At 67.7% G+C, this 14,315-nt stretch carries 18 protein-coding genes; 6 read left to right on the plus strand and 12 right to left on the minus strand.

What is annotated here, in order from left to right:
* The 4 genes from AB3X43_RS00615 to flgB all read right to left on the minus strand — a co-directional run.
* Positions 1 to 1,139: flagellar hook protein FlgE (locus tag AB3X43_RS00615; RefSeq protein WP_369427960.1), on the minus strand; the 1,139-nt coding region annotated here is incomplete at its 3' end.
* Positions 1,140 to 1,195: 56 nt separating this feature from the next.
* Positions 1,196 to 1,876, minus strand: a complete 681-nt coding sequence (locus tag AB3X43_RS00620) for a flagellar hook assembly protein FlgD (RefSeq protein ID WP_369427961.1) — start codon at positions 1,874 to 1,876, stop codon at positions 1,196 to 1,198.
* Positions 1,877 to 1,899: 23 nt separating this feature from the next.
* Positions 1,900 to 2,307, minus strand: coding sequence for a flagellar basal body rod protein FlgC (gene flgC, locus AB3X43_RS00625; protein ID WP_369427962.1), 408 nt, complete (start codon positions 2,305 to 2,307; stop codon positions 1,900 to 1,902).
* Entirely contained in the window at positions 2,307 to 2,726 is a 420-nt protein-coding gene (gene flgB, locus AB3X43_RS00630) for a flagellar basal body rod protein FlgB (RefSeq protein ID WP_369427963.1), read from the minus strand. Before flgB ends, flgC begins: the two co-directional genes overlap by 1 nt.
* 185 nt (positions 2,727 to 2,911) lie before the next feature.
* Here flgB and flgA point away from each other — a divergent pair, with 185 nt between their 5' ends.
* From flgA to AB3X43_RS00645, 3 genes are all read left to right on the plus strand, one after another.
* Entirely contained in the window at positions 2,912 to 3,712 is an 801-nt protein-coding gene (flgA, locus tag AB3X43_RS00635; protein ID WP_369427964.1) for a flagellar basal body P-ring formation chaperone FlgA, read from the plus strand.
* Between the two features lie 222 nt (positions 3,713 to 3,934).
* Positions 3,935 to 4,252 (plus strand): flagellar biosynthesis anti-sigma factor FlgM, encoded by a 318-nt coding sequence (gene flgM, locus AB3X43_RS00640; protein WP_369427965.1) that lies wholly within the window; start codon positions 3,935 to 3,937, stop codon positions 4,250 to 4,252.
* A 63-nt stretch (positions 4,253 to 4,315) separates the two neighbouring features.
* A complete protein-coding gene (locus tag AB3X43_RS00645) occupies positions 4,316 to 4,708 on the plus strand; it encodes a hypothetical protein (protein ID WP_369427966.1) in 393 nt (130 codons plus the stop codon).
* Here AB3X43_RS00645 and AB3X43_RS00650 read toward each other — a convergent pair.
* The 6 genes from AB3X43_RS00650 to AB3X43_RS00675 all read right to left on the minus strand — a co-directional run bounded on the left by AB3X43_RS00650 (position 4,698) and on the right by AB3X43_RS00675 (position 9,094).
* Positions 4,698 to 5,066: a DUF1801 domain-containing protein gene (locus AB3X43_RS00650; protein WP_369427967.1), complete on the minus strand. Its 369-nt coding sequence runs from the start codon at positions 5,064 to 5,066 to the stop codon at positions 4,698 to 4,700. The genes AB3X43_RS00645 and AB3X43_RS00650 overlap by 11 nt on opposite strands.
* Before the next feature lie 21 nt (positions 5,067 to 5,087).
* Positions 5,088 to 5,657: a dCTP deaminase gene (dcd, locus tag AB3X43_RS00655; RefSeq protein WP_369427968.1), complete on the minus strand. Its 570-nt coding sequence runs from the start codon at positions 5,655 to 5,657 to the stop codon at positions 5,088 to 5,090.
* A 92-nt stretch (positions 5,658 to 5,749) separates the two neighbouring features.
* Positions 5,750 to 6,553 carry a phosphonate ABC transporter, permease protein PhnE gene (gene phnE, locus AB3X43_RS00660; RefSeq protein WP_369427969.1) on the minus strand — a complete coding sequence of 268 codons (804 nt, stop codon included), beginning with the start codon at positions 6,551 to 6,553 and terminating at the stop codon, positions 5,750 to 5,752.
* A complete protein-coding gene (locus AB3X43_RS00665; protein WP_369427970.1) occupies positions 6,550 to 7,383 on the minus strand; it encodes a PhnE/PtxC family ABC transporter permease in 834 nt (277 codons plus the stop codon). The genes phnE and AB3X43_RS00665 overlap by 4 nt, the downstream gene beginning before the upstream one ends.
* Positions 7,380 to 8,168, minus strand: a complete 789-nt coding sequence (locus AB3X43_RS00670) for a phosphonate ABC transporter ATP-binding protein (RefSeq protein ID WP_473965037.1) — start codon at positions 8,166 to 8,168, stop codon at positions 7,380 to 7,382. The genes AB3X43_RS00665 and AB3X43_RS00670 overlap by 4 nt, the downstream gene beginning before the upstream one ends.
* 50 nt (positions 8,169 to 8,218) lie before the next feature.
* Entirely contained in the window at positions 8,219 to 9,094 is an 876-nt protein-coding gene (locus AB3X43_RS00675) for a putative selenate ABC transporter substrate-binding protein (protein ID WP_369427977.1), read from the minus strand.
* A 216-nt stretch (positions 9,095 to 9,310) separates the two neighbouring features.
* Between AB3X43_RS00675 and AB3X43_RS00680 the strand changes: the two genes are divergently transcribed.
* The 3 genes from AB3X43_RS00680 to AB3X43_RS00690 all read left to right on the plus strand — a co-directional run bounded on the left by AB3X43_RS00680 (position 9,311) and on the right by AB3X43_RS00690 (position 12,679).
* Entirely contained in the window at positions 9,311 to 9,946 is a 636-nt protein-coding gene (locus AB3X43_RS00680; protein ID WP_369427972.1) for a 2'-5' RNA ligase family protein, read from the plus strand.
* Positions 9,943 to 11,508: an asparagine synthetase B family protein gene (locus AB3X43_RS00685; protein WP_369427973.1), complete on the plus strand. Its 1,566-nt coding sequence runs from the start codon at positions 9,943 to 9,945 to the stop codon at positions 11,506 to 11,508. Before AB3X43_RS00680 ends, AB3X43_RS00685 begins: the two co-directional genes overlap by 4 nt.
* Positions 11,509 to 11,569: 61 nt before the next feature.
* On the plus strand, positions 11,570 to 12,679 hold the full coding sequence (locus tag AB3X43_RS00690; RefSeq protein ID WP_369427974.1) for a GNAT family N-acetyltransferase: 1,110 nt from the start codon (positions 11,570 to 11,572) through the stop codon (positions 12,677 to 12,679).
* A 12-nt stretch (positions 12,680 to 12,691) separates the two neighbouring features.
* Here AB3X43_RS00690 and phnD read toward each other — a convergent pair whose 3' ends face one another.
* Together phnD and mobA are read right to left on the minus strand one after the other, a co-directional pair.
* Complete coding sequence (gene phnD, locus AB3X43_RS00695; protein ID WP_369427975.1) at positions 12,692 to 13,567, minus strand: phosphate/phosphite/phosphonate ABC transporter substrate-binding protein; 876 nt, start codon at positions 13,565 to 13,567, stop codon at positions 12,692 to 12,694.
* Positions 13,568 to 13,621: 54 nt separating this feature from the next.
* A complete protein-coding gene (gene mobA, locus AB3X43_RS00700; protein ID WP_369427976.1) occupies positions 13,622 to 14,242 on the minus strand; it encodes a molybdenum cofactor guanylyltransferase MobA in 621 nt (206 codons plus the stop codon).
* Positions 14,243 to 14,315: the final 73 nt, after the last annotated feature.

Consider the following 14,315-nt stretch of genomic DNA (forward strand, 5'->3'; position numbering starts at 1 on the left):
GCCCCCGACTGCAGCACCCCCAGCGTGCCCGACCCCGGGATGCCCGACACGGGTTCGCCCGCCTGGGGCGCATTGACCCAGGCATTGCCGCCCACCGGTCGCAGCCCCTGCGGATTCTGGAAGCTGGCGAGTTCCAGCTGGCCGGCCATGCGGTTCATGCCATTGGTGTAACGCGCATTGATGATGCCGTTGTCCTCGATGGTCATGCTCGTGAGCTGTCCAGGCGAGTTGCCGGTCTGCGTCGCGTTCGAGACGGAGAACGTGGCGCCGTACTGCGTCACATGGCTCATGTCGAACTTGACGCCCTTGATGGCGGCGTTGGTGGTGCTCTCCGGAATATCGGGCAGCGTGATCGAGCCCAGCGGGTTGCCACTGGAATCCGTCGGATTGAGCCCGGCCAGGTCGAACTTCAGGCCTTCAAGGACCGGCTTGGCTTCACCGGATGCGTCCTTCAGCACACTGTTGCCCACCGCGGCATAGACGTTCCAGGTGTCCGTGGCCGACTTCTGGAAATAGAAGGCCACGTCCACCGGCTGGCCCTTGGCGTCATAGGAGCGCACCGAGGTGGCGTTGTTGTAGGTGGTCGCATCGTCCAGATTGATGGCGTAGGTCGCAGGGGCGACCGGCGTCGGCATCGTGGTGGTGCTGCGCGAATCGAAGTTCAGCGCGATGGAGACGCTGTCAGTCGCCCGGGGCGGCAGCCCACCCGCCGGGAACTGCAGGTCCGTGCGCACACCCGTCTGGATCACGCCCTGCTGGTCCGCGCCGTAGCCTTGCAGACGCTTGCCCTGGCCGTTGACGATGAAGCCATCGCTGTCCACCTTGAACTGGCCATTGCGCGAATAGAGCAGGTCGCCCGAGCTGGACTTGAGCTGGAAGAAGCCCTCGCCATTGATGGCCACGTCCATCGAATTGCTGGTGGCATTCAGGCTGCCCTGGCTGAACTGCTGGGCGACGGTCTGCACCCGCACGCCGATGCCGATGTTGCTGGTTCCGCCGATGGAGTTGGCGTACATGTCGGCGAACTCGGCGCGGGAGGCCTTGGCGCCATAGGTGCCGGCGTTGGCGATGTTGTTGCCGATCACCTCCAGACTTTTGCTGGTGGCATTCAGACCGGACAGACCTTGCTGGAAATTCATGGGGATGCTCCTGGAACGGAATGGAAAGCGGAAGCGCGCGGAAAGGGCGTGCCGGGTCAGCCGCCGAAGGCGCGCACGTCGCTGTAGGCGACCGTGGTGCCGCTCTTGAGCTGCAGGCTGAGACCGCCGGTGGCGGTCGAGCTGACGGCGCTGACCTGGTCGCGCATCAGCGTGGTGGCCGTGACGTTGGCCGTGCCGGAGGTGGCGGTCACGCGGAAGCGGAAACCACCGGCGTCGGTCACCCCCTCGGCCGGCTTCCAGTTGAAGCTGTGGTTGCCACCCGTCTCGGCGCCCATGTCCAGCGTATCGACCACCCGGCCTGCGCTGGAGAGCACTTCGACCTTGACCGCATCGGCCGGCCCGCCCAGCTCGAAATGCCCCGTGCCGCTGCCGCTGCTGACGTCGATCGTGTTGCCGGGCACCACGACCGAATTGCCGACCAGCGAAGCCCCTTGCATCGCCTGCATCTGCAGCAGCTGTGCCGACATGGCCTTGATGCTCTCGTTGACGGTCCCGAGGCCGGACACCGTGTTGATCTGCGCCATCTGGCTGGTGACCTGGGCGTTGTCCATCGGGTTGAGCGGGTCCTGGCTCTGCATCTGCGTGACCAGCAGTTTCAGGAACTGGTCGGATGCCTCCTGCATCTTGGAGGCAGTGGTGGTGGATCCGCTCTTGAGCTGGTTGTAGACCGACGAGGCATCGGTGCCCGTGGTGGTGGTGGAAGTCGTGGTAGCCATGGTGTGTGGTCCTTGCGGCGTGATCAGCCCTGACCCATCTGCAGCGTCTTGAGCAGCAGGGTCTTGGCGGTGTTCATCACTTCGATGTTGTTCTGGTAGGAACGCGAGGCCGAGATCATGTTGACCATCTCCTCGACCGGATTGACGTTGCTGTAGGTGACGTAGCCGTTGCCATCGGCGTTCGGATTGCCGGGGTCGTGGACACGGCGGCCTTCCGCGGTGTCCTCGCGGACCTGCACCACCTTGACGCCTGCCGAACCGTTGTCGCCCATCGGCACGGTCTGGAACACCACCTGGCGCGCCTTGAAGCTCTTGCCATCCGGGCCGGCCGCCGTGTCGGCGTTGGCCAGGTTGGTGGCCACCGTGTTCAGCCGCTGGCTCTGCGCGCTGACGGCGCTGCCGGCGATGTGGAAGATATTGAACATCGACATCATTGCCCCTTGATGGCTTCGAGCATGGTGCGCAGGCCACCGTTGATGAACTGCAGCGTGGCCTGGTACTTGACTGCGTTGTCGGCGAAGCTGGCCCGCTCGCGGTCCATGTCCACCGTGTTGCCGTCCAGATTGGTCTGGCTCGGTGCGGCGTAGAGCATCTGGCTGTCGCGCATGGCGGCGGAGGTGCCCCCTGTGGCGAGGTGGCGCGCATCGGTGCCGGCCAGCATGGCCGGTGCACCGATCGCGCTGCCCGAGCCCGTCATCTGCTGCAGCGTCTTGGCGAAGTCGATCTCGCGGGCCTGGTAACCCGGCGTATCGGCGTTGGCGATGTTGCTGGCGATCAGTCGCTGACGCTCGGAGCGCAGCGCCAGTGCCTGGGTCTGGAATTCGAGTGAAGCGGATAGGCGGTTCAGCATGGCGGTATCGGCAGCAGCGGCGGCGGGTTCGACCACGGGGACCCGGTGTCGATGCAGACCCGCACCGGGGGCTCGGAGCCGATTCTTGATGCGCAGTGCCACGCCCACTCCCACGAATAGGGCGACCGGCGCGGCCCATCTTGCAAGCTAGCGGCCGCCAGGCGACTCCTACAGTGGGCAACATCATGATCAGCCTGCCCCTGCTCCGCCAATCCTCTGCCCCCGGCTCTGCCCAGGCACCGAAGCCCGCCGGTGCCGATCGGCACCGACGACCGTCGCGTCTGGTCGTGGCACTGGCATTGACGGTGGGACTGGCCATGGTCGCCGCGACCGCATGGGCCGACGTGGCGCCAGACGGCACGCTGCCGTCCGCGCTCTCTCTCCGGGTCATCGAGGTGACACGCTCGGCCATGGCCGATGCAGGCGATGCCCGCATCGAGGTGCTCCCCGGTCAGCTCGACCCGCGGCTCCATCTGGCGCCATGCCAGCAGATCGATGCCTACCTGCCGCCCGGCAGCACCCCGTGGGGACGAACCCGCGTCGGGCTGCGCTGCGTGAGCGGGCCGGTGGCCTGGAACGTCTACCTGCCAGTGACCGTGAAGGTGTGGCGCAAGGCGATCGTCAGCACGGCGGCGCTGCCCGCGGGCGCAGAGCTGTCGGCCACCGATCTGCAGCTCGCCGACGTGGACGTGGCCGGCGCCAGCAGTCCGATCTACACCGAAACATCGCGGCTGCTGGGCCGGCGGCTGGTCAACGCAGTCGGCCCCGGTCTGCCAGTCCGCGGAGACAATCTGCGCGTGCGGCAGTGGTTCGCCGCCGGCGACAAGGTGACGCTGGTCTACAAGGGCGAAGGCTTCGAGGCCTCGACCGACGGACAGGCGATCAACTCGGGCATGGAGGGCCAGCCGGTGCGGGTCCGCGTGGGCTCGGGGCAGGTCATCACCGGCATGCCGACCGGAGAAAACCGCGTCGAGGTCCGCTCATGAGCCGCAAGGTCCGACGTGACGGTGCATGGTCGTCCAAAATGGAAATAGACGAACCTGAACCCGTCAATTCAGTCCGCATCTGCACAAATCTGCTCGAAAACCGCTCGTACGAGGGAGGATTTCCCGAAGCCACACGCCGTCCCGCTAAAGTGGCCGATGCGACCACCGATATCAGACTCAACGCCCGTCAACCGGGCCTGATTCGGCTCGAAGGAGTACGTGATGAAGATCGGCAACACCGCACCGACCCCGGCGACGGCCCCCGTCAGCACCGGCAACCACCCGACCCGTGCGGCCGAGACGCCGCATGACGCCCCCGAGGTTTCGGCCCTCGAAGACACCGCCAGTACCAAGGTGGATGTGTCGGAAACAGCCTCGGCACTGCTCGAACGCGCCCCCGACGACTTTGATGCCGAAAAAGTCGGTCGCATCCGGCAAGCCATCTCCGATGGCACCTACAAGGTCAATGCCGAGGCGATCGCCGACAAGCTGCTCACCAACGCACAGGATCTGCTGGGGCATCTCGGCCAGAAGACCTGAAACCGCTGTCCGGCATGACCGGGCAGCGTGCCACATCGATCCATCGACATGACACACCTGCCCATGACCGCCCTGAATCTGCGCTCTACCCCTGTGCACTGCCCCGATGCCGCCGATCTGGAGCGTCTGCTCTCGGCGGTCGAGGTCGATCTGAATGCCCTCGGAGATTCACTCCGCCTGCGCGACAGCGACCGCATCGAACGCCATTCCGGCGATCTGCGCGAAGCGCTCACCCGTGCCCTCGACGGTTTCACCCGCGCCTCCCGGACCGGGCAGGTGCCCGCAGCGCTGCGCGCCCGGCTCGTGAAGGCCAGTGGCCAGGTGGCGGTGCAGCGCGAATCGCTGCTGCGCGCAACCGTGGCGCTCGACAGCGCGCTGGAAGCGCTCCTGCCGCGCGAGGATGCCGTGGTCTACGGCAGGCTCGACAGCCGCAGCTCAGCGCTGTTCACCCACTGACGCGCACCTGCATCGCTGCAGCGACGATGCGCTGCACCAGATCGACATCCACCGGCTGGCCGTAGCGGAACTTGAGGATGCGCATGCCCTTGCCGACGCCCTCCAGCTGCGGAAAGCGCTCGGCCAGCCATGCCCCCTGAAAGAGCTGCAGATGCGCCTGGGCCTTGTGCGGCACCAGCGTCGCGAGGTGGTCGCCCCGGACAAGGAACATCAGATTGCCCCAGCGCACCGCCTGGTCGATGCCCGGGGCCGTCGCCAGCACGGCCTGGTGCAGCGCCATGACGACGGCCACCTGGGCTGGCGGCAGGGAGTCGAAGAAATTGGCCACCATGGCCGCAGGTCGGGCGAGATGTCGCATGGAAATCCGGACCAGTCGCGCTCAGGTCCTGGGCAGGGTCACCCCCGTCTGGCCCTGGTACTTGCCGCCGCGGTCGCGGTAACTGGTCTCGCAGACCTCGTCGCTCTCGAAGAACACCACCTGCGCGCAGCCCTCACCGGCGTAGATCTTGGCGGGCAGCGGCGTGGTGTTCGAGAACTCCAGCGTCACGTAGCCTTCCCACTCGGGCTCGAACGGCGTCACGTTGACGATGATCCCGCAGCGCGCGTAGGTGCTCTTGCCCAGGCACACCGTCAGCACGCTGCGCGGGATGCGGAAGTACTCGACCGTGCGCGCCAGCGCGAAGCTGTTGGGCGGGATGATGCAGACATCGCCCTTGAAATCGACGAAGCTGCGCTCGTCGAAATTCTTGGGATCGACCACCGTGGAGTGCACGTTGGTGAAGATCTTGAATTCGTCCGAGCAGCGGATGTCGTAGCCGTAGCTCGACGTGCCGTAGCTGACGATCTTCTGGCCTTCGGCGGAATAGCGCACCTGAGCGGGCTCGAACGGCTCGATCATCCCGTGCTGCTCGGCCATGCGGCGGATCCACTTGTCGCTCTTGATGCTCATGTCGTTGTCACTCTCGGGGGTACACGGGGCGGGGCGTGATTTTATGGGCAGATGGGGATCTTGCGCCGGTTCCTGCGGAGATCCCCGAAGCTTCAGGCCAGGTGATTCCGCCTGACCCACACCGACAACGCATCGACCAGCGCCACCAGCCCGATCATCGCCAGCAGCACCGTGCAGGCTTCGCGCATCTGGAACAGCCCCAGGTGGAACGACAGCATCTGCCCCAGCCCACCCGCTCCGACCACACCGAGCACAGCGGCCGCACGAATGTTGTTTTCCCAGCGGTAGAGGCTGTAGGCCAGCCACTGCGTCGACACCTGCGGCAGCGTGGCGAACAGGAACACCCCGACGGCACCCACTCCGCGACTGCGCAGCACCTGGGCGGGTTCGGGCGGCGCGTTCTCCAGCGCTTCGGCCAGCAGCCGGCCCAGCACGCCGGTCGTGTGCAGCGCCAGTGCCAGCGTGCCAGGCAGCGGCCCCAGTCCAGCCGAGATCAGCAGCAGCGACGCCCAGACCAGCTCCGGCACCGAGCGCAGCAGGTTGAGCGCTGTGCGCGCCACACCGTGAACCACCGCGGCGGACACCCCACCGGACTGGCTCGCCGGCAGCGCCAGCAGCAGCCCGGCGATGGCCGCCAGGCCGGTGCCGAGCAGCGACATCGCCAGGGTCTCCAGCAACGCCCAGCCGGTCTTGGCCAGGAACGCCCCGCCCGTCTCCGGGGGGAAGAAGCCGGCGAGAAAGCGGCCCATCTGTCCGAGCGCCTGCAGACCCAGGAAGTCCGACCAGCGCAGCGACAGGCTCCAGAAGCTGGCCGCGACCAGCACGACCAAGGCCAGACCCAGCACGGGCCCGGCCCGGCCCCGGGGCGGGCGCGGCGGCACGCTCGCCCGGTTCATGCCAGCCCTCGGCGCATCCACGCGCTCACCCGGTCCGACAGCGCCACCAGCGCCATGAAGACCAGCAGGATCGCGCTCACCTCGCCGCCAGCGAACATCTTGGCGGCGTTGTCGAGCTGCTGCCCGAGCCCGCCCGCGCCGATGAAGCCCAGCACCACCGACGAGCGGATCGCACATTCCCAGCGGTAGACGGTGTAGCTCGCCAGCTCGTGTGCCGAAGACGGCAACGCCGCATACAGCCACGTCTGCAACCGCCCGGCCCCATGCCCCAGCAGCGCCTGTGCGGGCGCCGCATCCGCACTGTCCAGGATCTCGGCCCAGACCTTGGCCAGCATGCCGCCATAGGCAATGGCGATGGCGAGCACACCCGCCGTCGGGCCCAGCCCGACAACCCGCACGAACACCAGCGCCCAGACCAGTTCCGGCACCGAGCGCAGCACCACCGTGAACGCCCGCACCCCCTGCCGCAGCAGCGCCACCCCCCGCCCCATGCGCCCGCCGACCGCGCTGATCGACAGCCGCTCGGTCATCGCCAGCGCCAGCGGCAGCGCGACCAGACCCGCCAGCGTCATGCCCGCCGTCGCGATCGCCACCGTGCGCCAGGTCTCGCGGGCCAGCAGCACGAGGAACTCCGCATCGTGGCGCGGCGGCACGAACTGCGCGAGAAAGCGCCCGGTCACGCGCAGGCTGCGGGCATCGAACAAGGTCCAGGGCTGGAACTCGGCCAGCACCAGCAGCGGCCACAGCACGACCGCAGCCGCCAGCAGCCCCAGCCAGCGCCGCTGCAGCGCCGGATCGCGCACGGCCACCACCACCGCGGCGGCATTCATCGGCACATCGCCTGCGGCAGCGGTGCGACGGCCGGTGCCCGATCGGCCGGCACCTGGGCAGACGGGGCGAACACCGCACCGCCATACAGCGCCTGCAGCCGCGCATCGTCCAGGCCGGACGACGGCCCGTCGTAGACCACCCGCCCCTCGCGCAGGGCCACCGTGCGTGCGAAGCAGCGCCGCGCCACCTCGACCTGGTGCAGCGAACACACCAGCGTGCGCCCTTCTGCCCGGGCCGTTTCGATCAGCCGGCGCATCACCAGTTCGGCCCGTGCCGGATCCAGCGCCGACAGCGGCTCATCCACCAGCCACAGAGCCGCATCCGCCACCAGCAGCCGCGCCAGCCCGACCCGCTGCCGCTCGCCGCCCGAGAGGCGGTCCACGCGCAGCCAGAGCTTGTCGGGCAGGTCCAGCGCCACCAGCGCCTGCTGCACGCGCCCGGCATCGTCGGTCCGGGGACTCCACAGCGTGCGCAGACTGGTCCATAGCGACATCTGCGGCAACCGCGCCGCCAGCACCGCCGTCACCACCCGTTGACGCGGCGGCAGCGGTGGCACCTGCGGCGCCAGCAGCGCCCGCGCCCGCAGCGTCCGCCGTGCCGCGGCACCGAGCGTCCAGGGATCCTGTCCGAACAGCGCCAGCCGGCCGGCCGAGGGCCGCAGCATCCCGGCCAGCGCCAGCAGCAGCGTCGTCTTGCCCGCACCGGACGCACCGATCACGGCGACCTGCTCACCGGCCTGCAACTGCAAGTCGATGCCGCGCAGCACCGGCGCAGCCCCCGGCATCGGCGCGACCTGCAGCCCGCCCAGTTCGACCACCACCGGCGCTGGCAGACTCACTTCAGCAGTCCGGCCTGCTCGGCAGCACCCTTGATGCCGTTGTAGTTCTCGGCCTTGGTCGGGATGAACCGGCTGGCGCGCTGCAGGGCCAGGATGTCCTTGCCACCCGGTGCCGACTCCAGCGCCAGGAAGGCCGCGGTGATCTTGTCGCGCAGCGCAGCGGGCATGTCGGCGTGCACGCTCCAGTTGTAGTCGTAGTAGCCCGGGGTCGTGTAGAACACCTTGACCGCGGCCGGATCGACCTTCTTGTCGGCGACGAACTTCTCCCAGACGGAGATGTTCAGCGCGCCGGCATCGACCTTGCCGCTGGCGACGGCCGCGATGGTCGCATCGTGCGCGCCGGAGAAGCTCACGCGCTTCAGGTCCGCATCCGGGTTGATCTTCGCGGCCAGCAGATAGCTGCGCGGCATCAGGTGGCCCGAGGTACTGGAGACCGAACCGAAGCTCAGCGTCTTGCCCTTGAGGTCTTCGAGCTTCGTGATGCCCGAGGTGGCCTCGGTGATGAACACCGAGCGGAACTTCTCGTCCTCGGCGCGCTGCACCAGCGGGATGACGTGGCCACCCGAGCGCACGCTGGCCTGCACGAAGGTGAATCCGCCAAACCAGGCCAGGTCCACCTTCTTGTTCACCAGGGTCTCGACCGCCGCGGCGTAGTCGGTCACCGGCGTCCACTCGACCTTCATGCCGAGCTTCGATTCCAGGTACTTGCCCAGCGGCTCGAACTTGCGCGCCAGCTCGGTCGGGGATTCGTCGGGGATGGCGGTCACGCGCAGCACGGCCTGCGCCTGGGCCGTCAGCGCCACACCCGACAAGGCCACCACCAGACCGACACGGCACGTCCACCAGACAGCCCGAGAGCAGTTCGTCGTCATCTTCATCCCTTTGCAATGCATCACGAAGGAGCGAATTGTGCCGTGCAGTGCAACACGGCCATGCGGGCGATGCCGAATCCGTCCATTCACCTTCAATTCATACGAATGAAATCCCTTAACAAGTCAAAATTTTTGACCGTCAAACTAGCGTCATAAAAACTTCATTTTTCAGTCATATTCACTAAAAACAATAAAAATGAACAATACAGCCACACCATGTTTGCCAGCAGCCTGATCTACCGCGGGGTGCATGCGACGCGCACCCTGCTGGGCATCGGGCGCCAGCACAACTACCGCACGCTGGAGGTCGCGGTCGTGCTGCTGCTGGACGACACCGCGCACCACCAGGCCCGACAGCGCCAGCTCGCCGTGCTGCGGCGGCATGGGGTCAATCCGGGCCTGGCAGCGGCACCGCACATCACGCTGAAACTGGGCTTCAAGTGCCGCGATCCGCAGGCGGTGGCGGACTACCTCGACGAACTGGCCACACGCTTCGAGCCGCTGCCCGTCACGCTGAAGGATTTCGACTGCTTCGACGAAGGCATCGCCTTCTGGGATGTCGTGCCGGATGCCGCGCTGGACCAGTTGCGCAGAACGGTCGTGGCCGACCTGCACACGCGGTTCGGCACCACACCCCGCCCGCTCGAAGGCAACGCGTTCCGCTTCCACGTCACCCTGGCCCATGGCCTGCCCGCAGCGGCCTTCCGCGCCGAGCGCGACGCGCTGGCCCGCGAACACGCCGAACACCGGTTCACCGGGCAACAGGTCGCGCTGCTCGTGCGCTGCGACCACCACTGGATCGACTACAAGACCGTCACCCTGGGTCGAAGCACCCGAAGGAGCGCCGCGTGAACTTCATCGACACGACCGCCACCGGCGACTCGCTGCAGTGCGACACGGAGCGTGCGCTGCTGCGTTTCCGACGGCAGTTCTTCCTCGGCCGGACCGGGCAGTTCAGTCCTCCGGGCTGGTCACAGCAGCGCCTGGACGCCGACCGCTGCATCGTGGCGCATCCCGACCTGGCACTGACCCAGGTGCGCCACGGCGGACGCGCCTGCACCTTGCTCGGTTTTCTCCTGGATCCGGCCCGGCCGCAGGCCAGCAACCGGGACATCGTCCAGGACCTGCTGGAGCGGCATGCCACGCTGGACGCCCTTGTCGCGGCGACCAGCCCGCTGGGCGGCCGCTGGGCCTTGGTGCTGCAAGACGGTGCGCGCACGGTGGTGTGCCACGACGCCACCGGGCTGCGGCAGGTCAGCTACGCCCGGACGGCAGACCATGGCGCCGTCTGCGCCTCGCATCCCGGCCTGCTCGCCCAGGTGCTGGCCCTGCAGCCCGACCCGGCCGTGCTCGACTACATCGGCTCGCGCGGCGAGAGCGATTTCGAGGTCTATTGGCTGCCCGGCGACCGCACGCTCTACCGCGAGGTGCGGGCGCTGCTGCCCAACCACACGCTCGACCTGCAGACCGGCCTCGCCACACGCCACGGGCCGGGCGCCGGCCCGCTGTCGCCGCTGTCGGTCCGCGAAGCCGCGGCGCGCTGCCTCGCCACGCTGCGCGGCCTGCTCGACGCCGCACGCCGCCGCGCCCCGCTGGCCGTGTCGATGACGGCAGGCTGGGACAGCCGTCTCGTGCTGGCCCTCAGCCAGCCGGTCCGCGACCAGCTCTACTGTTTCACGCTGACCTATCCGCACCTGTCGCTCGCCTCGCGCGATGTCGCCGTGCCGGCCCGTCTGCTGAAACAGCTCGGCCTGCAGCACCACCTGATCGGCTACCCGACCAGGATCGATCCCGGATTCAAGGCGCTCTTCCGGCAGAGCACGCCCTCGGGCAGCACCGCCTACTGCGCCGATGCGCAGGCGATGCACGCGCAGTACCCGCAGGACCACCTGTGCCTGACCGGTGACGTGGCCGAGATCGTCAAGTGCTTCTACCGCCTGCCCGGGGTGCCGGACCACGCCATCACGCCGCAGCAGCTGGCCGAGGTCTGCCGGCTGGAGCCGCACCCGCTGGTGCTGGAAGCGCTGGCCGAATGGCGCGCAGGCGTTCCGGCGGACAGTGCGGTCCCGCTGCTGGACCTCTTCAACTGGGAGCAGATGGCCGGGCGCTGGCAGGCCCAGATCCGCGCCGAATACGACATCGCCCAGGAGTCCTTCGCGCCGCTGAACTGCCGCGATCTGCTGCTCACGATGCTGGCGGTCGACGAAGCGGAGCGCCAAGGACCGGCCTACCCGTTCTTCCGTGCGCTGATCGAGCAGCTTTGGCCCGAGGTGCTGAACGTGCCCATCAACCCGCCGGAAACGACCAGCCTCAAGCGCCGCGTCCTGCGGGCGCTTGGCAGCACACCGCTCTACCGCCTGATCCCGCGCCAGGTCAAGGACGGGGCCAAGCGCCTGCTGCAGGCCGCCAACTGACCCGCCAGCCCCCACACGACATTCCCGCCAAGTTCACCGCACCAACAACAGGAGACCCGCCATGCTCATCGAGGAAACCCGCGCTGCACTTCGATCGGTCAAACAAGCGATCTATCCGCTGACCTCCAAGCTCGTCACCAACACGGTGCTGGTCGAAGGCCATCTGAAGGGCACCGACCAGCCGTTCCGGACCCTGTTCGTTCACAACTGCCTGTTCAACACGGCGCTGATGGCACGGATGTACGAGCGACCTCCGGAGATCCTCCAGCGCCGACGCATCGGCATCCCCTCGCTGGGGTCGATGATCCGTTCGCGCCAGGGTCAGTTCGATCTCTGCATCGCGGTGGTGCCGAAGGTGTACGACACGCTGTTCAGCCCACTGTGCTCGTACCGGGGCCAGGAGGAAGTGCGCCAGGTCATCGACACGTCGGGGACCTGGGAAGAAGTGCGGGCCCGGTTCTCGAAGAAGAAGCGCCAGCTCACGAACAACTTCGGCGAGCGCTATGGCCTGACCTACCGCATCTCGCATTCGGAAGAGGATTTCGACTTCTTCTACCACCGCATGCACGTGCCCCACATCCGCCGGCGCTATGGCGACCTGTCCGAGATGGACTCGCATGCCTCGATGCTGGAGTTCTTCCGCAAGGGCTTCGTGCTCTTCGTGCTGCGGGAAGGCGAGCCGGTGGCCGGGGCGCTGTCGCTGATCGAAGGCGATTCGATCCTGTTCCGCCGCTCGGGCGTGCTGGATGGCGACGAGTCCCATGTCAAGGGCGGCGCCCAGACGGCGCTCTACTACTTCCAGCTCCGCCACGCGGTCAACAGCGGCTACCGGTCGGTCGACACCATGAAGAGCGCCCCCTTCCTCAACGACGGCGTGTTCTGCCACAAGGCCGATTGGGGTGCGCGCGCGATGCCCGACCGCGAGGCGCGGCAATCCGTGCTCTATTTCGTGCCCGAACCGGATGCCCGGACGGTCCGGTTCTTCGAGATCAACCCGGCCGTCGTCTGCGAAGGCAACGGGCTGGCGGGCATTGCCGGCGGGCTGGCCAGCCCGGATGGCGCCGACATGGGATCACAGGCGATCGCCAAGCGGTTCCAGGTCTCCGGCCTGGACCACTTTACATCGCTGACGCTCAGCGGTGGTGGCCAGGTGTCCCGGCACCACGCCTGAGCCCCGCGAAACCTACTGGTCGAGTCCGGCCTCGGCCGCCGCGGCGCGCACCATGCCGTAGCCCGCCGACCTGGCCTCGACGAACCGGTGCGCGCCTTGCTGCTTCAGGATGCCGCGCCCGCCAGCCACCGCCTCCAGCACCAGAAACCCGCCCGCGATGGTCTTGCGGGAGTTCTCGTCCATGTCGGACAACGTCGCCCAGGTGTGGTCGGTGTAGGCCGGTGTGGTGAAGAACACCTTCACGGCAGCGGGATCCACCTGCTTGTCGGCCACCATCCGGTCCCACGTTTCCTGGCTCAGGGCACCTGCATCGGCCTTGCCGGAGGCGACCGCCGCCACGATGGCCGGGGCGTTGGCCACCAGGCTGAGCTGCTTCAGATCGGTATCCGGGCGCAGCTTGGCCGCGACCAGCGCGCTGCGCGGCATCAGGTGGTCCGAGGTGCTGGCCACCGGGCCCAGGCTGAGCGTTCGGCCCTTGAGATCCTGCAGCTTGCGGATGCCTGTACCGGCCGTGGTGATGAACACCGAGCGCGCGGTCTGGTCTTCTTCACGTTGTACCAACAGCGCCACCTTGTTGCCCGAACGCAGATGGGCCTGCACGTAGGACAGCCCGTTCAGCCAGACCAGATCGGCTTCGCGGTTGAGCAGCGCGCGCACGGCAAAGGCCTCGCTGGCCACCGGCACCCACTTGACACGCATGTTGAGGCGCTTTTCCAGGAACTGGCCCAGCGGCTCGAAGCGTGCGGCCTGGTCGGCCGGCGACACATCCGGCGCCATCGCCACCCGCAGCAGCGCCTGCGCCTCGGCCACCGTCACGGCCCCGGTCAGCAGCACCACCGCCCCGGCAAGACGCGCCGCTGGCGCGATTCGTTGAATCCAACTCGACATCGTTCACCCCCGTACCAGAGGCATGGATTGTGCCGCGTTCACCATTTTTTCAGATCAGCTCGACAGGTTGCGCAACTCGTCCAGGGTGTTGGCATTGAAAAAACCGGCGGCGTCGCCCTCCCGGTCGAACAGGACCTGCGCGCAGCGGTGCTGGCTGGTCCAGCGGTCGATGCGACGCTGACCGCTGGCCATGAACGCGACGAGGCTCTCCATCAATCCAGCCTTCATGAGGCAGAACACAGGGTGCGTCTGCAGACGGCCATCGGCCTCGCGGGTGACGGCCAGCGCCAGATCGGCGGCCTCGGCCTGCATCGCGGCCGCCAGCCGCACCACCAGATCGACCGGAAACTGCGGCGAGTCGCAAGGCACGGTGACGAGGTAGCCGGTCTCACAGCGCTCCAGACCGGCCAGGAAGCCTGCCAGCGGCCCGGGGAAGTCGGTCGTCGCATCCGGCCACACCGGCACGCCCATCGACTCGTAGGCGGCGAGGTTGCGGTTCGCGTTGACCATCAGCGCTCCCACCTGCGGCCCGAGGCGCATCACCGCGTGCAGCGCCAGCGGCATCCCCTGGAAGTTCTGCAAGCCCTTGTCGACGCCACCCATGCGGCTGCCGCGGCCGCCGGCCAGGACGAGGCCGGTGATGTCCTGCAGGTCGATCGGCAGGTTCGTTTCCATCGTCAAACCTCCAGCAGGTCGAAACCCTGCGTTTCGATCTCGGAAAACACCCGCATGAGCCGAGCGACCTCGC

Origin of the sequence: Sphaerotilus sp. (assembly GCF_041083715.1) — a bacterium.
Taxonomy (GTDB): domain Bacteria; phylum Pseudomonadota; class Gammaproteobacteria; order Burkholderiales; family Burkholderiaceae_C; genus Sphaerotilus.